The 19,246-nt window shown below is 55.1% G+C and carries 15 protein-coding genes; 4 read left to right on the top strand and 11 right to left on the bottom strand.

All coding sequences use genetic code 11. The features are described 5' to 3' along the window. The first annotated feature begins 32 nt into the window (after positions 1 to 32). From F1529_RS03735 to F1529_RS03720, 4 genes are all read left to right on the top strand, one after another. A complete protein-coding gene (locus tag F1529_RS03735; RefSeq protein ID WP_155132233.1) occupies positions 33 to 848 on the top strand; it encodes a sulfurtransferase in 816 nt (271 codons plus the stop codon). A gap of 38 nt (positions 849 to 886) precedes the next feature. Continuing rightward, on the top strand, positions 887 to 1,753 hold the full coding sequence (gene asd / locus F1529_RS03730) for an archaetidylserine decarboxylase (RefSeq protein WP_155132231.1): 867 nt from the start codon (positions 887 to 889) through the stop codon (positions 1,751 to 1,753). Positions 1,754 to 1,911: 158 nt separating this feature from the next. After that, positions 1,912 to 3,057, top strand: coding sequence for an alpha/beta fold hydrolase (locus F1529_RS03725; protein WP_007148887.1), 1,146 nt, complete (start codon positions 1,912 to 1,914; stop codon positions 3,055 to 3,057). Positions 3,058 to 3,540: 483 nt separating this feature from the next. Then, complete coding sequence (locus tag F1529_RS03720) at positions 3,541 to 4,557, top strand: glycosyltransferase family 9 protein (RefSeq protein WP_230457699.1); 1,017 nt, start codon at positions 3,541 to 3,543, stop codon at positions 4,555 to 4,557. 146 nt (positions 4,558 to 4,703) lie between these two features. Here the strand turns inward: F1529_RS03720 and F1529_RS03715 are convergent, their stop codons facing one another. The 11 genes from F1529_RS03715 to F1529_RS03665 all read right to left on the bottom strand — a co-directional run bounded on the left by F1529_RS03715 (position 4,704) and on the right by F1529_RS03665 (position 19,041). Continuing rightward, positions 4,704 to 6,824 carry a metallophosphoesterase gene (locus tag F1529_RS03715; protein ID WP_155132227.1) on the bottom strand — a complete coding sequence of 707 codons (2,121 nt, stop codon included), beginning with the start codon at positions 6,822 to 6,824 and terminating at the stop codon, positions 4,704 to 4,706. Then, the gene (locus F1529_RS03710; protein ID WP_155132225.1) at positions 6,821 to 8,548 is read right to left on the bottom strand and encodes an alkaline phosphatase; all 1,728 of its coding nucleotides are present in this window, start codon (positions 8,546 to 8,548) and stop codon (positions 6,821 to 6,823) included. The genes F1529_RS03715 and F1529_RS03710 overlap by 4 nt, the downstream gene beginning before the upstream one ends. Before the next feature lie 186 nt (positions 8,549 to 8,734). Next, complete coding sequence (gene bioD / locus F1529_RS03705; protein ID WP_155132223.1) at positions 8,735 to 9,379, bottom strand: dethiobiotin synthase; 645 nt, start codon at positions 9,377 to 9,379, stop codon at positions 8,735 to 8,737. Between the two features lie 287 nt (positions 9,380 to 9,666). Then, positions 9,667 to 10,488, bottom strand: coding sequence for a malonyl-ACP O-methyltransferase BioC (gene bioC / locus F1529_RS03700; protein ID WP_230457698.1), 822 nt, complete (start codon positions 10,486 to 10,488; stop codon positions 9,667 to 9,669). Further along, on the bottom strand, positions 10,454 to 11,266 hold the full coding sequence (gene bioH / locus F1529_RS03695; RefSeq protein ID WP_155132221.1) for a pimeloyl-ACP methyl ester esterase BioH: 813 nt from the start codon (positions 11,264 to 11,266) through the stop codon (positions 10,454 to 10,456). The genes bioC and bioH overlap by 35 nt, the downstream gene beginning before the upstream one ends. A 63-nt stretch (positions 11,267 to 11,329) precedes the next feature. Then, positions 11,330 to 12,475 (bottom strand): 8-amino-7-oxononanoate synthase, encoded by a 1,146-nt coding sequence (gene bioF, locus F1529_RS03690; RefSeq protein WP_370456943.1) that lies wholly within the window; start codon positions 12,473 to 12,475, stop codon positions 11,330 to 11,332. Between the two features lie 9 nt (positions 12,476 to 12,484). Beyond that, positions 12,485 to 13,636, bottom strand: coding sequence for a biotin synthase BioB (bioB, locus tag F1529_RS03685; RefSeq protein ID WP_007149089.1), 1,152 nt, complete (start codon positions 13,634 to 13,636; stop codon positions 12,485 to 12,487). A gap of 326 nt (positions 13,637 to 13,962) precedes the next feature. Then, entirely contained in the window at positions 13,963 to 14,181 is a 219-nt protein-coding gene (locus tag F1529_RS03680) for an MbcA/ParS/Xre antitoxin family protein (protein WP_035245098.1), read from the bottom strand. A 42-nt stretch (positions 14,182 to 14,223) separates the two neighbouring features. After that, the gene (locus F1529_RS03675) at positions 14,224 to 15,561 is read right to left on the bottom strand and encodes a TniQ family protein (RefSeq protein ID WP_084573383.1); all 1,338 of its coding nucleotides are present in this window, start codon (positions 15,559 to 15,561) and stop codon (positions 14,224 to 14,226) included. A 2-nt stretch (positions 15,562 to 15,563) separates the two neighbouring features. Next, positions 15,564 to 16,661: an ATP-binding protein gene (locus tag F1529_RS03670; protein WP_035245096.1), complete on the bottom strand. Its 1,098-nt coding sequence runs from the start codon at positions 16,659 to 16,661 to the stop codon at positions 15,564 to 15,566. Then, a complete protein-coding gene (locus tag F1529_RS03665) occupies positions 16,651 to 19,041 on the bottom strand; it encodes a TnsA endonuclease N-terminal domain-containing protein (RefSeq protein ID WP_155132219.1) in 2,391 nt (796 codons plus the stop codon). Before F1529_RS03665 ends, F1529_RS03670 begins: the two co-directional genes overlap by 11 nt. Positions 19,042 to 19,246 lie beyond the last annotated feature (205 nt).

The following is a 19,246-nucleotide window of genomic DNA, read 5'->3' as shown; positions in this document are numbered from 1 at the left end:
AATTATTCATTATTAACTATTCATTGCCTCTTATGTTGCCACTGCTGCTCGAACCCACCGAACTCGCCAACCGTCTTGAGGATGACAACCTGCTCATCCTCGACCTGAGCAAACCGGCCGTTTACGTCCAGGCCCATGTTCCCGGCGCTATCCATCTGGACTTCAAGCGACTGCAGACCGGTGCCCAGCCTGCACCAGGCATGATCCCTTCCGATGACGCCCTGAGCGACCTGTTCTCCGAACTGGGCCTGACTCCGAACACCCATGTCATCGCCTATGACGACGAAGGCGGCGGCTGGGCCGGGCGCCTGCTGTGGACCCTGGACGCCATCGGCCACAAGCACTACAGCTACCTGAACGGGGGCATCCACGCCTGGCTGGCAGAAGGCCTCCCCACCAGCAGCGAAGCCCACGAACCCAGCCCCAGCGATTATGAAGTCGGCCCCCATGCCCCCCTCACCGAGGTGGATCTGGATTACCTGCTGGCCCACTATCAGGATGACGATGTGGTGATCTGGGATTCCCGCTCCCTGGATGAGTTCGACGGCGTACGCGCCTTCGCCCAGAAGGCGGGGCACATCCCGGGCGCACGCCACCACGAATGGACTGAACCCATGGACAAGCAGAACAACCTGCGCCTGCGTCCACTGGAAGACATCCGCGCAGAATTGGCCGCCCTGGGCATCACCGGCGACAAGGAAGTGATTACCCACTGCCAGACCCACCACCGCTCCAGTTTTTCTTGGCTGGTGGGCAAACTGCTGGGCTTTGAACGCATGCGCGGCTACGCCGGCTCCTGGGCCGAGTGGGGCAATCACCCCGATACTCCCGCGCAGAAAACCGAATAATCCGGGCCAATGGCTCCCTGAAAGAGTAAGGATTCCCCTTGAATAACTGGCGCGACAAACTGTTCGTTACCCTGCAGTACCTGGTCCCCCAGCACAGCCTGTCCCGACTGGTGGGCATGCTGGCCCGCAGCGAAGTGCCGTGGATCAAGACCACCTTTATCAACCTGTTCATGAAACGGTTCGGTATTGACCTGTCCGAAGCACAAATTGAAGACGCGGATCAGTTTCCCTCTTTCAATGCCTTTTTTACCCGGGCGCTGAAAGCCGACGCCCGCCCACTGGAAGCCAGCGGCGATAACGAGATTGCCTGCCCGGCAGACGGTGCCGTAAGCCAGCTTGGCGCCATTCGTGCCAACCAGATCTTCCAGGCCAAGGGTCACGATTACTCCCTGTATGACCTGCTCGGCGGTGACAGCGCGCTGGCCAGCGAATTTACCAACGGTCAGTTCGCCACCATTTACCTGTCGCCCCGTGACTACCACCGGGTGCACATGCCCTTTACCGGCACCCTGCGCGAAACCCGCTACGTGCCCGGCGACCTGTTCTCGGTGAACGAAGCCACAGCCAACGGCGTGCCCAACCTGTTTGCCCGCAACGAACGGCTGGTGTGCATCTTTGATACCGAACAGGGCCCCATGGCGGTGATTCTGGTGGGTGCCATGATCGTCGCCGGCATTGAAACCGTCTTCAGCGGTCAGGTGACGCCGCTACCCAAGCAGGTGGTCACCACCGACTACCTGCGCACCGCCTCCATCACCCTGCAAAAAGGGGATGAATTAGGGCGCTTCCTGCTGGGCTCCACCGTGGTCATGCTGTTCCCGGAAGGAAAAGCCGGGTTTGCCGACAATCTGAAAGCCGGCAGCCAGGTACAGGTACTCGGCAAACTGGGTGCTTACGCTCACTAAGCAGCACACAGGCCAGCACATCCTCCGCCCCGCCGCAATGACCAGAATTGCGGCGGGGCGGGTATCCCCCCTGACAGTCATCACGGTCCGCACGGCAACTGCGCCCGCCCGCATCTTCCCTACAATAACCGGCCGTTGATCCATAGCCGGTAGACTTCATGCTCACTGACACACTGCAACAGGCCGTTCAAACCCGGACCCGCCCCTGGCGACAGCGCCTGGACAATGGCCGCGCCCGCCTGTTCGATGCCCGGCAATTAAGCCAGGCCGAACAGACACCCTACGACACCCTGTTCGACGATGGCCTGGTGAAACTGCGCTACTACCCACCGTTGACGGAAAACGCCATTCCCCTGTCCGACGGCACGGTGACCCCGGTCAGCCAGACCTCCCAGCGCACCCCGCTGGTACTGGTGGCACCGCTGGCAGTGAACATGCTGATCTACGATCTGTTCCCCCAGCGCAGCCTGGTGCGCTACCTGCGCGCCCGCGGGTTCGAGCTGTACATGGTCGACTGGGGCCGGCCCGGTCGCCATCACAACCACCTGAGCCTGAGCAGCTACTTTGCGGACTATTTACCCAAACTGCTGGTGCAGGTCCGCCAGCACAGTGGCCAGCAAAAACTGAGTCTGCACGGCTGGAGCTTCGGCGGGCTGTTCAGCCTGTGCTACACCGCCCTGGGCAATGACCCGGACATCAAGAACCTGGTGCTGGTCGGTGCGCCTACGGATTATCACCGCAACGGCGCCCTGGGCGGCCAATACCGTGCCCTGAGCCGCCGGGCCAAGTGGATTCGCAAACGCACCGGCCTGCGTATCCATGATGTGCCTGCGGATCTGTTGCGCTCACCGGGTTGGGTAAACAGCCTGGCCTTCAAGCTGACCAACCCCATTGGCAGCCTGCAAGGCTACTGGAGCCTGATGAAGAACCTGCACGACCGGGACTTCGTCGCCTCCCACGCCACCAACGGCGCCTTTCTGGACGACATGGTGGCCTACCCCGGCGGCGTGATTCAGGACATCATCCGCTACCTGTGGACGGACAACGTGGTCGCCCATGGCCAACTCCCCATGGAGGGAACTGACGGGCACCTGAACCGGGTTACCGCCAACGTGCTCAACATTACCGGCGCCAACGACCCCATCGTCACCCCGGAATGCAGCCAGGCCATGAAGCCATTGATTCGCAGCAAGGATAAAACCTTTGTCACCATTGAGGGTGGCCACATGGGCATCCTGGGCAGTGCCGCCGCGCAGAAACAGAGCTGGGGACGCATTGCGGACTGGTTGATCGAGCGGGATTAAAAGCAGCGACGAGCTACTAGTGACTAGTGACAACGCGGGTTAGGCGCGGTGCCTCACGGCGGCCGCTCTGCCCGCGGGATCCAGTTGAAAGTTCAACGTTTAAAGTTGAAAAGGAAAACCGGAGCGACACCAGCCTCTCCGTTGGCCCTACTGTAGGAGCCCAACTTGAGGGGCGAACCGAGCGGAGCGAGGCGACAGGGATCCAGGTCTACCCGCAATGTTTCCTGAAACCTGTCGAGCCCAAGGAACTTTTCTGGCTTTCCCTATCTATTTTCGCAACTCGCAACTCGCAACTCGCAACTCGCAACTCGCAACTCGCAACTCGCAACTCGCAACTCGCAACTCGCAACTCGCAACTCGCAACTCGCAACTCGCAACTCGTCATATAACCGTCATCCTTACCGCCTAGTCTGAAAGCAGTTTCCGCTGACAACTGTGTTCGCTTTCATGCCTCGCCTGTTGATTCTTTTCCCTTGCAGTCACATGGGCAATCTGCTGATTGCCCTGCCGCATTTACGCGCCATGCTATCGACACATCCGGATGCCTTGTTGGTGGTTGATGCGCGTTACCAAGCATTGGTGGCGCAAAGTTTACCCGGCGAAACACGGCTTCTCTTTTATCCGGAACAGGCGCTCTCTTCATCCCGGCCTTTATGGCAACGGATAAAGCACTACCTGATGTTTGTTCATGCCATGCGACGCTTTCGCGCAGAGCACTGCGTGGACATTGAAGGCGAACAGAAATCCGCCACGCTGAGCCGACTGTCCGGTGCGACAACACGCATTGGCCCACCGCGCCGCCATGGCCACTGGTTCTATAACAAGCCGCTGGAACCGGACTGGCAAGGCCACCGCTGGTACGGCTACGCCAGCCTGAGCCAACCCGCAGCAACCGCGCCAGCGCATTACCTGCCGCTCACCGAATGCCCGGACAGCAACGCGCGCATCCGTGCCTTGTTGCCCATGCACGCCGGTGACACCCGCCTGATCCTGCATGTGGGCGCAACCAAGACTTACAAGATGTGGCACGCGGAACAATTCGCCTCCCTGTGCCAACAGGCGCGCCGGGCCGGGCTCACTCCCATCCTGGTCGGGGCCGGGCACAAGGACCGTGTGCAAATCGCCCGTGTGCAATCCTTCCTCTGCGAACCGGTGCTGGACCTGTGTGATCAACTCAACCTGTCGGAACTCATCGCATTGCTGCAACACAGCCGGGCCTATGTGGGGAACGACAGTGGCCCCATGCATTTGGCGGCCGCCTGCGGCATTCCCACCGTCGGTCTGTTCGGCCCCACCAACGACAACCTCTGGCACCCACTCTCACCCCTCGCCCGCGTATTGCGCTGGCAAGCCTGCGCTGCGGAATGCGAGCGCAGCAGCTGCGTGCAGGACAGCTACCCCTGCCTGCAGCGCATTACTGTGAATCAGGTGATGGATACGCTATCGGCCCTGGGCGTCCCTGTCGGCACACAGGCCACCACACCCCGCCGCGCGGTGTGACGCCAAGCGCACTCTTTTAATTAACCCTTCAATAATGGCATTTTCCTGAAGCCGAAAAAAAGAAAACGCAGCCCGTCTCCGGACTGCGTCATTGTCAAAAAATGGATCTGCCTTTGTTGTTGTGGGAATACGTTTTCTGCTTCCGGTTACAGGCCGTCGAACAAACCAGCCAACAAGCCAGTGATCGGCGACAACAAATCCAGCAAGGGAGCCAGCGGGCTCAACAACCGCTCATCCAGCTGCTCCGTGACTTCACGGACCACCGTGAGCAACACCGATGACAAGGCATCGCCAGGCAAGGTGGTGTATTCCTCTGCGCCGGGAATCTGGTTAAGCCACAGCACATCATTCACCAGGTGTTCCAACGTTGCCTGCACCGTACCCACCAGCTGCTCACCGGTGGCGCTGCTATCCAGCATCACCAACTGCTCCAACGTATTGGCAAGCCCCAGCGACACCGTGGACAACACGGAGGTAAGCCCGGCGAACACGGGCACTTCGCCCGGCACCTGCTCCTCAACGCCATCCAGAATATTGTTCAGGTTGCGCGACAGAGACACCAGCGGCGCAGCAATAAAGGCGATGTCGTCTACCGTGCTGCCGTCGCCACCCAGGCCCACATCGCCGCTACCCGTACCGACGCCGGCGGCCAGGGCATCAAAGGCGCTGCCAAGCTGGTCAAAGGGTGCCGGCAGGCCACTGGTATCGATGGCCTGCAACTGCTCGGAAGCCGCCAGTACCGCCTGTACCGATTGCGTCATTTCACTGCTGTCGCCTTCCAGAATCGCCGCGGTTGCCGCATCCATGGCATTGAACAGGATGTCGGTACCGGCAATGATCTGGTCGAACACCTGACGTTGTTCTTCCGGCAGGTTGGCCCCCACTTCGGTAAAGCCGGACACCAATGTCTCGCGCAGTTCTTTCAGCGGGCCGGTGAAGTCCGCATCGAAACCATCCGGCAGCGGCAACGGCAATGCACCATCACCCAGCGGCTGACCGGAGAAATCGTTGTTGCCACTGAGCAGCACCATGGGCTGCTTCTCATAACAATGGGTATAGGCCGGCGTCAGCTCACCGCCACTGATAACACCCAGGCCTTCCGCTTCCGGGTCCACCGTATAGGCTTCGATGCAGAGCTGAGCCGGAGCCATGGTTTCGGCATTCGCCTCCACCGCTTTCATCCAGAAAAAGCCGTAGGTATCGCCCTGCTGAAAACGGGCGGCGTTACGTTCCGGGTCATCAATGGAGCGAGTCTTGCCGGCGGCACCGCTCACCACAAATTCCGTGCGCCCACAGGACGGCACAGCATTGAGAACCTGTAAATCGTGGTCATGGCCGGCGAAGAAAAAATCGGTCTGGTCGCAGACCGCTTCTTCCATGAACGCCTTCCAGCGCTCACCGGCCAGCACCGGTAACAGTTCACTGGGTACGCCATCGTAGTTGCCCGCGTTACCGTGGCTGCCATTGGACAAGTACGGATGGTGCGCCATGCCAATGCGGAATACTGCATTGGAACCAGCAATGGCATTCACTGCCCAGTTACGCTGGTCAACACCATAGGTGTGATACGCGTAGGCAATATCCGGGTCGGCGAAACCGCCGGCAATGGGGTTGGAATCCAGTGCAAAGAAATCCACCAGAGGGCGCTCCCCCTGAGAGGTATTGCCCGCACTGTGTTTGAAATAACGATCCGGCATATTCCAGCGGTCGGACAGGCGGCCATCGAAATAGGAGTAATCCACCTGGAATTCGCCACGGGCATTGCCCGCCCCGTCGCCTCCCACGTAACCAGTATTGTCGTGGTTACCCAGCACCATGTAGAACGGCAGCTGTACCGGCTCAAACGGTTTTTCGAATTTTTCCGCGAACTGGGGATCATCCACGCTGGTGACCCCGGCCTCATAAATGTTATCGCCCAGCCCGACCACCAGATCGCACCCTACAAAGGCCATGTCACCGACAAATTCATCCTTGCCGTCACAGACATCGGCTATCGCCTGCCCCACGGCATACTGACCCGCAGAGCCGCTGCCGGAATCGCCAATCACAATAAAGCGTACCACCGCTGGCGGGTTGCCGACGGTTTCATCACCGCCGCCGTCATCCGGGTCACCGTCCCCTTCACCACCATCACCGGGGCCATTGGGGGTTTCCACATTGCCGCCTCCAGCGTCGGCATCCACGCCGCCACCGGAGGAGCCTCCTCCACCACAGGCCGTCAGGGTAATCGCCGCCACCAGGGGTAACAGTTTCCAGTAAGCGCTCATGAGATCACCTCTTCAGTATTCAGCACGGGGGGATGGGAGAATGCGGTGCGCAACGTGCGCGGTCGGGATAATGGCTGATCTTCGATAATGCGACTGTCGCCACTTTTTACCGTCACCACCTTGGTTTTTGCCGTATTGATCTGTCCACGCAAATCGTAGGACTCAATGCTTTGCGCGTAATAGAACTCACCCTGGGCACGCTGGCGAGTGACATCCACCAGAATGAAGCCGCGGGATTTGGCTTCCACATAGCGGATATGCGGATTGGCCACGGGAATCACCACGCCGGCAAGCTCTGCCACGCCTTCCGGAAAACCGGGACTGGTCACCGCGGGGGTGACAAACTCTGCCGCCAACGCCTTGTCGAACAGATCGCCCAACAGGGTGCCCGGATTGCGGTAAATTTCGCTGGCCCAGGAGGTGTGGATATCGCCGGTGAGAATCACCACATTGTCGATATCGTTATCGTCGATGTGGTTCAGGATTTTCAGCCGATCCGCCGCATAGCCATCCCACTGATCCATATTGATGGCAGACAAATTGCCGCGCAGTTGCGCATGGCGTTCGCTCAGCGAAGGAATCTCGGCAATATTGAGCTGCGCAAACATCACCTGCTGACCAATGAAGCGCCACTGGCTGTTCGATTCACTCAAGCTGTTGAGCAGAAAATCCATCTGCTGCTCACTGATCAGGTGTCGATCCTCATCGTTACGGCCCGGATCGGCGGGTATGGTCAACTGCTCATCGCGACCTTCCAGCCGGGTATCCAGCATGGTCAGATCAATCAGGTCACCGAAGGCAAAGTTGCGGTAGATCACGCTGTGATTGCCTGGCTCACGGGGCCGGATCGGCAACCATTCGAAGTAGGCCTGCTGGGAAATCTGTTTGCGGGCAGCCCAATCCCCTTCGGTCAGCGGATCATGATTGCCCGCCCCATCGCGGTAGCTGTTGTCGGTGGATTCGTGGTCATCCCAGACAGCAATCATCGGGAATTGCTGATGCACGGCCTGCAGATCTTCGTCGGTTTTATACTGCGCATGGCGTTGACGATAATCCACCAGGGTGATCATTTCGTGGGGAGGCTGCGGATCGCGCTCGGGGAAATCACCGTACTCGCCGGCCCCGTACTCGTACAGGTAATCGCCAAGGTGCAAGACAAAATCCAGATCCGCATGATTGGCCACGGCCCGGTATACGGAGAAAAATCCGTAGGGATAGTTGGAGCAGGAAACCACCGCAAAACGGGCCCGGTCGATAAACGTTTCCGACGCGGGGAAGGTCCGGGTCCGCCCCACAGGGGAGACTTGATCCCCCACTGAAAACTGATAGTAGTACCAACGGTCAGGCTGCAGCCCCGTGGCATCCTGCTTCACGCAGTAGTCGCTGGACGCACTGGCGGTGGCGGTATAACTCGCCACCGTTTGCTGCATGGCCAGATCACTGGCCACAGTCACGGTGACAGCCACATCCTCACCGCTATCCAGATCCGGAGTGACGCGGGTCCAGAGAATCACCCGGTCAGACAGTGGATCACCGGAGGCCACCCCATGCAGGAAAGACACGCCGGGCAGAGCGTCCGGGGCATCCGGTTCGTCCGGCAGACTGGGTGTAGGCGTATTGGCCGGCGGCGCGGCTGAAGAGCTGCTGCCACCACCACAACCCGCCAGTGATAGCGCGCCCCCCGCGCCCAGCGCCTGCACCAGGGTACGTCGTTTGCGATCCATGAGAATTCCCCCTAACCATAAAAGGCCATCGCCCTACGGCAACAGCACGTCAAGATTAGGCAGGAAATTGCACGGAAACAGTGGACCTTGGGTAGTCGCACTGTAGTGCTATGTAGCTCCCTGTAACCGCCCAGTTAAAGGTGACAAAACGAGGAAAGTAGCAGGAAATTTCAGTGATTGTGCCGGTCAGACCAGCGCAAAGGCACCGGGTAAATGCTGACGCAGGGTGAGCAGATTTTCTTCCTGCACCGCCATCTCACCAAAACAATTGGCCATGGTGCCGGCGTACCGCAGGCCATCCTTTTCAATGGCCTCTGCGGTCAACAAGGCATGATTGATACACCCCAGCTTCATGCCGACAACCTGGATCACCGGCACATCCAGCTCCTTGGCCAGCCCGGACAACATTTCTCGACTGTTGAGCGGCACGCGCCATCCGCCGGCGCCCTCAATCAGAATCAAGTCCGCCGGATGGGCACTCAAGGCACCCCGCACATACCCCACCAGCCGGGACAGGCTGACATCTTTTCCCTCTTGCTGGGCAGCGATATGTGGCGCTATCGGCGCCTTGAATGCCACCGGGTTGACCATCTCGTAGGGCAGCTTCACTGAACTGGCCGCCATCAGCTGCAAGGCATCTTCATTACGCCACCCATCCGGTGTCTCATCACAGCCTGCAGCAACCGGCTTGAGCCCATAGCAACTCAACCCGGCTTCCCGGGCCCGCTCCAACAGGCGACAACTCACCCAGGTCTTGCCGACTTCAGTGTCGGTGCCGGTGACAAAGAAGATGCCCTTGAGGGCGGGAAGAGGGGGTTTAATGTTTTCCATGGGGTTCCTTAGGTTCAGCTTCTAGCCTTTATCATCCTGCGGTCGATGACCTGCTGCGCACAGTTCCAGAACCTCCCACAAACCGCCGAAGCTTCCGTCTTTGTAGGAGCACCACTTGAGGTGCGAACCGAGCGCAGCGAGGCGACCAAAGGGAGGTCATTCTTTGGAGACCTGTCGAGCCAGGAAATCCCTGATCGCCCTACGGTCGATTCCGCGCTTCGCACGGTTCGTCCCCTGGAAGGGAACTCCTACAGCGGCTTCGCAGAAAAGCCAAGCAAGCTCATAGCTCAGTATTTCTCCGCTTCCAGAAACAATACATTCCAGGTCAACGGCAGGCCCTGTTGCGTTCGCTGGTTTTCATATTCTTTCACCATGGCCTGCCAGGCATTTTTGCCGGTCAGACCGGAGGCGCCGCTGACATGATCCGCGCCGGTGGCCTTGAGCCGACGGGCGATGGCCTTGACCGAATCGTAGTATTCCACCATCACCTGTTGCTGCAGCTCAGCGTCAACAAAGCCCGCCTGCAGGGCGGCGCTCTGCCAGTCCTTAAAATCCGGCAAGGCGTTCACGTGGGGGCGGCGATTAACCGCCTGCCAGCTCAGCTGCAATTCGTGCAGGGAACCTGCCAACGGCACCGCCAGCAACAAGCGCCCCCCGGGAGACAACACCCGGCCAACCTCTTTCAGGACCGCATGGGGATCACACCATTGCAGGGCAAAACAACTGAAGACCAATCCCTGGGAGGCGTCGCTCACCGGCAACTGTTCCGCATCCGCACAGAGAGGCTGATAGCGCTCATTAAACCGCCCACGCTCCGCAGCTTCGTGCAACATGGCCCGCGACAGGTCCACCGCTTGCCAATGAGTCTCAGGCAGCACTTGCTGCTGGGCCCGGGCAAAAGGTGCCGTGGCACATCCCAGGTCCAGCGCCGCATTCACTGGCAACCGCTGCGGCAACCGCTGCACCAGCGAACGGCCCACCGCCAGCTGCAAAATCGCATGCTCGTCATAGCTGTGCGCCGCCCGGCTGAAGTGGTCGCTGACCGCATGTTTATCCAGAGCGGACGCAGCCATCTCAAGCGACCAGTCGATATTCGCGATAGAAGTCATAAACCGCTCTCGTAAACGTCTCCGGTGCCGACAGGAAAGGCACATGAGCCACCTGCTCAATCAGGGCAGTGCGGCCGTTATGAATCAGCGGCTCGCTGGCCGCCATGGCCGCCGCCGGGACAATATGATCGTTCTCGCCAAAGACCATCAACACCGGCATGTCCAGCGCCGGCAAGACCGTTCGCATGTCTGCCTCGCGCAGAATGTCGAGACCACTGCGCAAGGCTTTCGGCGCGGGCAGCCCACAGAAATAAAGGATTTCCTTGAGCCGCGCCGTATCCTCGCGCATGGCTGCACTGCCCTTGCAGTTTAATGCGAGGAAACGCACTAGGGTGCCTTCATGATCCTCGTCGAACATTTCGGCAAACTTGCCGAGAATGTCCGGCTTCATGGCCGTATCCCAGCCCTCACCGGTCGTAAACCGCGGTGAGGTGGCCACCGTGACTACCGACTGCACCCTTTGCGCCGCTTTCCCAGCCATGGCCAACGCCACCAGCCCGCCCAGCGACCAGCCCAGCACGTGGGCCCGCTCCGGCATGATCGCCAGCACTTCGTCCGCGAGAAAATCCAGGGTGTAGTCCCCGTTGGGCATGGGGCTCTGGCCCATGCCGGGCAGGTCCACCACGGTGACCCGGAACCGTTCCAGCAAGGCCGGCACAATGTCGTCAAAGACAATGGCATGCAGCCCCCAGCCATGAATCAGAACGATGTCCTGCGCCTCGTCATCATTCACACCCGTGGCTTTGTAGGTATTGTGAAAGGGAATCAGTTTGGGCATAGCAATCCTGGTCAACTTGATGCCTGGCGCAGTGCGCCCGGCACAATAAAATCCAATAACGGGTCAGGCGTTCGCCAGCGCCAGCAGCAGCGCATCCACATCCTCAAGCTCATGGGCGGCTGACAGCGTTACCCGTAAGCGAGCCTCACCTTCCGGCACCGTGGGCGGGCGAATGGCCGTGATCAGCAACCCCTTTTCCCGGAGCGCACCACTGAGTGCCATGGCGTCGGCATCACTGCCGATCAGCAGTGGCTGGATCGGTGTGCGCGACGGCATCAGGGTGTAGCCCAGCTCGCTGGCACCGTGTCGAAAACGGGCAATCAGTTCTGCCAGCTTATCCCTGCGCCAGTTTTCCTCACGGGACTTGTGGAGACTGACCCGTGTGGCCGCCGCCACCGCTGCCGGCATGGCGGTGGTATAGATAAACGTGCGGGCAAACTGTATCAGGGTTTCGATCAAGTCATGGCTGCCAGCCACAAAAGCGCCGCCAGTACCCAGCCCCTTGCCAAGCGTTCCCATGAGGATCTGGGTACGCGGGTTAACCCCCTGGGCAAACAAGGAGCCACGCCCTTGCGGGTCGAGCACACCAAGGCCGTGGGCATCGTCCACCATCAGCCAGGCATTGTGAGTTTCACAGGCATCGGCGTAGGCCGCCAGCGGCGCTTCATCACCATCCATGCTGAAGATGCCATCGGCCACCACCAGTTTGCGACGGGCATCGCTACGCTGCAGCTGACGGCTCAGGGCATCGGCATCATTGTGGGCAAAGCGCCGGAAGCGGGCCCCGCTGAGCAGGCCGCCGTCCAGTAGCGAAGCATGATTGAGGCGGTCTTCGAATACGGCGTCGCGCTTGCCCAGCAAGGCGGACATGACGCCCAGATTGGCCATGTAACCGGTGGAAAACAGCAGCGCGCGTTCACGGCCAGTGTGCTCGGCCAGCGCCTCTTCCAGATCCTGATGCGGACGTTGATGACCGCAAACCAGATGCGACGCACCGCTGCCCACACCCCAGTCCCGTGCCCCCTGCCGGAACGCCTCGATAACATCCGCATCGTTGGCCAGGCCAAGGTAATCGTTACTGCAGAAATTCAGGTACTGCTGACCGCCCACAACCGCATGCCGGCCACAGGGGCCGTCCATGATTTGCGGCTGGCGATAGCGGTGCTGCTCCCGGCGGGCCGCCAGGTCGGCGGCCAGATCAAAGCCCACAGGCGAGCCTCAGTGCTCGGTGGCGGTGGGCCGACCGGTGTCCTTGTCCAGCACATGCTTGGCGGCCCGTTTAGAGTCCAGGGCGTTATAGAAAAGCCCGGCTTCCTCCGCTTGCTGCTCGGACACCTGCGCCTGGATGGCTTCTTCATGGGCTTCGTCGGATGCTTCGTGGCGCGGATCCAGCGGATGAATCCCCAGCCGCTTGAACAGGCGTTGGTCGTGGTTGGCTTCCGGGTTATCGGTGGTCAGCAAACGTTCGCCATAGAAAATGGAGTTGGCACCGGCCATGAAGCACAGAGCCTGGGCTTCGTCGTTCATTTCCTGACGACCCGCAGACAGCCGCACATAGGATTGCGGCATCAGGATCCGGGCCACCGCCACGGTGCGCACAAATTCGAAGGGGTCCAGATCGTCCACATCCGCCAGCGGCGTGCCTTCAATCTTTACCAGCATGTTGATGGGGACAGATTCCGGATGGTGCGGCAGGTTAGCCAACTGCTGAAGCAGGCCCACCCGGTCATTGCGCTCCTCGCCCATGCCGACGATCCCACCGCAGCACACCTTCATGCCCGCGTCGCGCACATTGGCCAGGGTGGACAAACGATCATTGTAGGTCCGGGTGGTTATCACCTGCCCGTAGTATTCCGGCGAAGTGTCCAGATTGTGGTTGTAGTAATCCAGGCCTGCCTCGGCCAGCGCCCCCGCCTGACCTTCATCCAGCATGCCCAGGGTCATGCAAGTTTCCATGCCCAGGTCTTTAACCTGACGGATCATGTCCAGCACATAGGGCATGTCCTTGTCGCGGGGGCTGCGCCAGGCGGCGCCCATGCAAAACCGGGATGCCCCGTTCTGCCGGGCAGCCTTGGCTTCTTCCACCACCCGGGACACTTCCAGCAATTTCTCTTTTTCCAGCTCGGTGTTGTAGTGACCGGACTGGGAGCAGTATTTGCAGTCTTCCGGGCAGGCGCCGGTCTTGATCGACAGCAAGGTGCTCACCTGCACCGCATTGGGATCGAAGTGGGCCCGGTGCAGCGCAGCCGCCTGGAAGATCAAGTCGTTGAACGGCAGGGCAAACAGGGCGTCGATCTCACTGCGTTTCCAGTCATGGCGTACAGCCATGTCCGTGGATGGCGATTGGGCGGTGCTGGCGATGGCGGGCATGCTTCATTCTCCTCGGGTAACGTCAGCAGGCTAAGGAGCCCCATGGCACCTGTCAACCTGAAAGCCGCAACAAAAGTTTACTGCAGTCTACTTTTTAACCACATCAACCCCTCGCCCTGTACTCTCTTGTGCGGTTCGGCATAAGTTGGCGAAAACTGCCATCTTATGCTGGAAAACCAAGTTAATCTTAATTTAAACAATGAGTTACGAAGTGCGCCTGCTTCTGTGGGATGGCTGTCGTCATTTGGAACCTGGGTATGGTCTTGTGAAAATGTTGCAATTTGTTACAGGTTGGCCTTCTAAGCAGTTAACCCGATAAAAGCGGGTTAACTAAATACCCCATGAAGAAGCCGCCCTATCAAATCCTGGACTTCTTTTAAGCCCTCTTCATTTTGAGCTCTTTCGTATGGGGCTTGCCCTCCTAGAATGGCCAATGGCGTTGATAGCCAGCGTTTGGTTTGTGCCTCATCTTCAGAAAAGAGAGGGGAGGCTTTTGCTAAAAGGTGCTTAAAAAGTGCGGAGTCATTTTGGTCTATGCTCTGCATAATATCGCTCCATTAATAAAATAAAATTGCTTTTCGAAAATACTAACGATCACCTTTGTTTTGTGGGAAAGGGGCAGTATCGAGGAGAATATTTTTTGCTGATACGAATAGTGTATTAAAGGGGATGGATGTGGACCTTGATAGAGATCTGGCGATGTAAGTCGGTGAGGTTGTAATGCCATCATTGATCAGTGTGCTGATCAATTGATGACACATTCTTTCAGCTTCTATATGTGATTGGATTTTGAGTCTCTGGCTGTGATTTTGATATCGAGATTTTGCTTTTTCTACAAGGTTCGGCCAATTATGTTTTATGAGCCGTATTGATAAATTGGAATCTTCCGCAAGTTGTCTGAGTGTTAGGGGTGGTTCGCTATTATTTATCAAATCAGAGATGCGGAGTCGATGCTTTTCTAAGAGTTGGGCGCGCTTATGCTTATTGGGAGATATCGGGCGCCCTCGTTTAGTAGCGAATCCGTGCTGGGCTAGATAAGGCTGGCCTGTAGGGAAGTTTAAGGGGAGCTGCGCGAAGTCGGACTTCCCATTTAATGCTTCCCAAATAGAAATGTCGCAGGAATGGCAAGCCAAAAAAATATCGTGGGTGTTACTTAAATGTATGCCGCCATGTATGGCTTTCTTGAAATAAGGGTGTGTTATTTTAGAGTGATTGGCTGAGTTTTTATATTTGGCGATAGCTGCTTTTCTAATGTTGTCTTTTATTTTGAGTATATCGTAATGCATGCCTTTGGATATTGTTTCAACAATATCACTGTAGCCCCAGAAAAAACTGCCAATGTCAGATTCAGAATAATGACTCCAGGATTCAGTTAACCGGTTGTTGCAGTGTCTACATTTAGATAAGTCTCTCCATGGAATACTGGCTTGGTTTTGATATCTGCCGCATGAGGGACATCTTGATTCAAGCTTTACCCAGTGTTTTTCGCAGGCAGTTATATCCCTTAGTTGCCAGATGAGCCTGAAATAAGGTGGTGCCTGTGAATCTACGTCTTCCTTTAGGCACAGTGGGCACCATCTGAGGTCATGAGCTGCTATGTCTCTACCAAACCTGGAAAGTTCGCGGATGGGCATATAAAGATATGATCGATGGATGTTCGATTCACCTACAAGATTTTGTATTAACTTGTGGATTTTTGAGGAGCCATAAGAAACTCTGTTAATGAAGGACATGTCGCTCAGGGAGGAATTAAGGGGGGGCTTTCTTAGTGGTAATGAAGAGTTATGATCATGGAATAACATCGCTCGGTGTAGTTCAGTGCCGGTAAGGCCGTGGGCTTCAGCAAGTCTTATATAATACGATGCGCAGCATTCAATATGCCTTGTCCCGACTCCAATTAGCTTAAGCGGGTAAAATATGCTCATGTTCAAACTCCCCTTTCCCCGGGGGGCTGCATAGCGCTAACTTTACGTGGCCTTTTTGAGGCGAACGATCTTCGTTTTGTTTTGTGCGGTTTTGCATCAGGTTTGCTAATGGATTGTTGTTTGCTTGGCTGCCAATTCCACCTCTCTAAGGATTCATCCAAGGGGGATGGGTAATATTGGGATGCAATAGCTGCTTCTCGTTCCCGAAGCTCGACGTCCCTTTTAGATGGGCTTTTGGCTAGTATGCATTCAAGAGAAAGCTCTGAAAGACCTAGAGATGCACATTTGCAGCAGGCAGTTGTGATCCAGTTTAAGGCGAAGCCCGGTGATCCAGCGGAGCCTTTCATCAGAATCCGCGAGAGGTCTCCTTGAGAATTTAAAGATGCCATGCCAGGTATATGTTCTTCGAATGATTTTATGAAGAAATGAAAATTTTTCCTGTCTTGCTCTATTTTTATGTCGTAGTGCTTAAGGAATATGTTATTAGACCTCCTATGCAAATGAGTGGTTTTAGATATCATGTCTAAAGTTTCGTGGGTCCCGGTCAAGATGAGGCAGAGCTGGTTGTCCTCTGCAAAGGTTTTTAATCTGCTCATAAGTGGAACAGGGTTGTGGCAGGTTGCGGGACTAAAGCCAAGATGGGATGCCTCATCTATGACGATAAATGCGGTTTTTTTGGATTTGATCTCATTTGATAAGGTTAGGTACAAATCAGTCGTAGATTTTCGAGGGTAAAGATCGATCTTTAGTCTGGCGGTTTCTTCGCCTATTTCAATGACAAATCCAGGATTTCCTATGTCAGACAGGAGCGACTTGGCCAGCCATTTGGGGTCGATCTGATTATTGTGATCAGAATTAAGGAATATCGATCTAATAGCGGGAACGTTGGTTTCAGTCCTTTTAAAAACTTTGCTATTGAAAAGCTTGTTTATCATCGTGGTCTTGCCGGTTCCTGATGTCCCGCTTAATACGATAATGTCCCCTGGCCTATGGATTGATATGGCTGTAATTAACTCTTGATAGGCTGAATCAAAATTAGGATGAGGGACATGTCCGTTAATAATGGGGTGTAGTGCATCGCTCCACTCATCAATGTTCATTGTCGACTCCGGGTGCTGTTAAATATAACAGCGTTGATTCTTCAGCGGGGTCCTGTTTGAAGTTGAAGTCGTAATCCTCTGGTTCGGTGCTATTTAGGGGGGCTGGTTCTAAAGGTGGGTTTTGGAACTCGCTTTCAATATCGATAAGAAGTTTTGCAGTTCTTAGTTTTGCCTGGAACTTCGCATGGCTTCTAATAGACTTGCCACCAGTTATCCATAAGTTGTAAAAGGCTTGCTGAGCAGGGCTGGAGTTTTCGAATGCATCAAGGTCTCTGTGTGACGCGGTGGTCCACTGATTATTGACTCTTACATAAACAAGGCAGGGGTTTTCAGGATCGATTCTTACTTCAGTATTCTTTTTGTCAAGCTGATGATTATTCAAGGCGCTGCTGAAATATCTTCGACCCGAGACATGAAGTCCGCGACGATAGTCGAAACTGTAATCGGTAATGTTAATGGCTGTGTCTAAGTCAAAATTAAAGCCTTGTTCGTATGGGATGCCAGCCAGGGATGTTTTTTCTATTGAGCTTTTAACAAGCTGCTCTGGGGATTGGCTTCTTTCCCCATGGATTCTTTTGTTTCTCAATTTTATGAATTCATCAAAGCGTTCAATAAAATTGAGAAGAGGGAGAACTGGAAGATTTGAAGGGTCTTTATGAGAATCCATTTCGCGCCTATTTATAATCGAAGGGGTGTATCCGGGAAGGCCTGAAACAAAATCATTAATGACTTCAGAAAATGAACGCTCCACCTCTCCTCCGCCCCGGCCATATGACTTAGGGCTCAATGTTTTTTCGATGCCTAGGTGTGCCATCAAATCTTCACTATGATGAGAGGTGAGATCGGATCCACGATCTGTTCGAATCGATACGGGGAGGCGTCCCCATTCTCGTAGGGTTTTTCTGATTAATATGCTGACAATGGATTGGCTTGGTTCGCAAATATCTATATGCCATGAGAGTACAGCGTTGGAGCCACGATCCAATAATATGCTTAAAATTGGTTTTCTTGTGATCGTTTCATATCCGTCGGAAGATATCTCAACTAAGCAATCAACAGTGTGATGATCTAAGGTCGTGTCAAAAAGCCCAAATGTTGAAACGATTTCTCTATTTTCTGGAAGTGAGGGTGGCTTTTCAGCATTGAAGCCTCTTCTTCCTTTGTGTGCCTGTGCTACAGTTTCGGGAGGTATTGAATTAAGTTTGTTATAAAAGCTAGTTTTTCCTATAGGCCTATAAAGTGGATGGTGGTTGGTTGCTTCCAAATAATACTTTGCATATAAAAGACTCTTTTTAATTGGTCTTCCCATTAGCCAGTTTTTTTTGACAAAGCAGTCCAAGTAGTCAAAAACAATTTTTTCTCTCTTGGGTTTCCTGTTTCCTTTTTTTGAATGATTCGGTGCCAGTGCTGCTATTGAAGGTATCCCGCGTTGCTTGGCATCGCTTATTGCTTTTCTGTAGCGATGTACAGTTCGGCAGTGCTTCTTGTGCGCCTTGTACTTGTTTGCGGTGAGCCACTTAAGCTTTTTTATCCCTTCATCAATTTCGGATTGTGATGAATTGAAGAAGTGGGACTGATATGCATGATTTGATTTATTCGATGGTGCGTACGGCAGTTCGGTGTTTTCACTATCAGCCCCCGCCAGGCGAATTTTGGATGATCGTATGTCTTCTAGTAGGCCGTTGTTTAAAGATGTAATAACAACCCCTTTGCCTATCATTTGATAAATAGTGACTGGATCGGCATGGTCGATAAGCCTTAGTGCATTATGAACTGTTATTTCATCCGTTTCTTTGAGAAGCAGAAGTAGCTTAACGATGCTATCTTCGCTGACTGATGATGTTCTGCGTAGCGATTGGTCTAGGATTCTTAAGTTGTGCATTCGAAGTTTTCCATAGAGATCGGGAATAACAATCGAATGGAGCATTCCAAATGACTCAAAGTACTCGGAATATGATCTGTGATGTGCCGTGACTCCATCAAACTCCCACTCGAATGGGTTGCTTATTGCTAACTCTTTTACTTTCTCGTGGGATTTAACTTCAATAACAGAAATTTCATTGTCTGATTTATATACGAAGTCAGGGGTGTAGGTTACGGTTCCTTTCTTCCCGTTTTTCTTGGTTATCTGGATATTGCATGCAGGTGGCTGGCAAAAATACGCATCAATGCTGGGGTTTATCTCTAAACCAATTGCTGCAATTCTTTCTAATGCAGATTCGCAGCGTATCAGGAGATCCATTTTCCTAGACGGGTACCCAATAACCTTATTCTCTGTGGCTTTTCCGCCTGGGATTCGGCTGGGTGAGATTTTGGCGGCCAAATAAAAGTATCGTTCGGCCTCTGTTATTGAGGGGTTCCATTCATCAAAGGTATTCATTCTATTCTCCTGCGTTAGGCACAAGTGTGTCCGAACCACAGTTTGAATTGTGGTTTCTAATAGACGAGCAATGCCGCAACAGTGATTTGCTCTGTTGACATTGGTGTATTTGAGGGGGGAGAATGAAATGACTGTGCCAACAGTCTTGGGCCCCGGTTGCAGCCGGGGTCCATCCTCCCTTCTAAGTTTATGTATTCATTCGCTA

The sequence above is a fragment of the Alcanivorax sp. VBW004 genome (genome assembly GCF_009718865.1).
In the GTDB taxonomy this organism is placed as follows: domain Bacteria; phylum Pseudomonadota; class Gammaproteobacteria; order Pseudomonadales; family Alcanivoracaceae; genus Alcanivorax.
The sequence above is the reverse complement of the archived record's forward strand: the minus strand, read 5'-3'. Positions and strand labels throughout refer to the sequence as shown.

Excerpts from the sequence above, each read along its gene's own strand:
- F1529_RS03735 (WP_155132233.1), top strand. The coding sequence starts at position 33 with ATGTTGCCACTGCTGCTCGAACCCACCGAACTCGCCAACCGTCTTGAG.
- F1529_RS03725 (WP_007148887.1), top strand. The coding sequence starts at position 1,912 with ATGCTCACTGACACACTGCAACAGGCCGTTCAAACCCGGACCCGCCCC.
- F1529_RS03720 (WP_230457699.1), top strand. The coding sequence starts at position 3,541 with ATGGGCAATCTGCTGATTGCCCTGCCGCATTTACGCGCCATGCTATCG.
- F1529_RS03715 (WP_155132227.1), bottom strand. The coding sequence starts at position 6,824 with ATGAGCGCTTACTGGAAACTGTTACCCCTGGTGGCGGCGATTACCCTG.
- F1529_RS03710 (WP_155132225.1), bottom strand. The coding sequence starts at position 8,548 with ATGGATCGCAAACGACGTACCCTGGTGCAGGCGCTGGGCGCGGGGGGC.
- bioD (WP_155132223.1), bottom strand. The coding sequence starts at position 9,379 with ATGGAAAACATTAAACCCCCTCTTCCCGCCCTCAAGGGCATCTTCTTT.
- bioC (WP_230457698.1), bottom strand. The coding sequence starts at position 10,488 with ATGACTTCTATCGCGAATATCGACTGGTCGCTTGAGATGGCTGCGTCC.
- bioH (WP_155132221.1), bottom strand. The coding sequence starts at position 11,266 with ATGCCCAAACTGATTCCCTTTCACAATACCTACAAAGCCACGGGTGTG.
- bioB (WP_007149089.1), bottom strand. The coding sequence starts at position 13,636 with ATGCCCGCCATCGCCAGCACCGCCCAATCGCCATCCACGGACATGGCT.
- F1529_RS03680 (WP_035245098.1), bottom strand. The coding sequence starts at position 14,181 with ATGCAGAGCATAGACCAAAATGACTCCGCACTTTTTAAGCACCTTTTA.
- F1529_RS03675 (WP_084573383.1), bottom strand. The coding sequence starts at position 15,561 with ATGAGCATATTTTACCCGCTTAAGCTAATTGGAGTCGGGACAAGGCAT.
- F1529_RS03670 (WP_035245096.1), bottom strand. The coding sequence starts at position 16,661 with ATGAACATTGATGAGTGGAGCGATGCACTACACCCCATTATTAACGGA.
- F1529_RS03665 (WP_155132219.1), bottom strand. The coding sequence starts at position 19,041 with ATGAATACCTTTGATGAATGGAACCCCTCAATAACAGAGGCCGAACGA.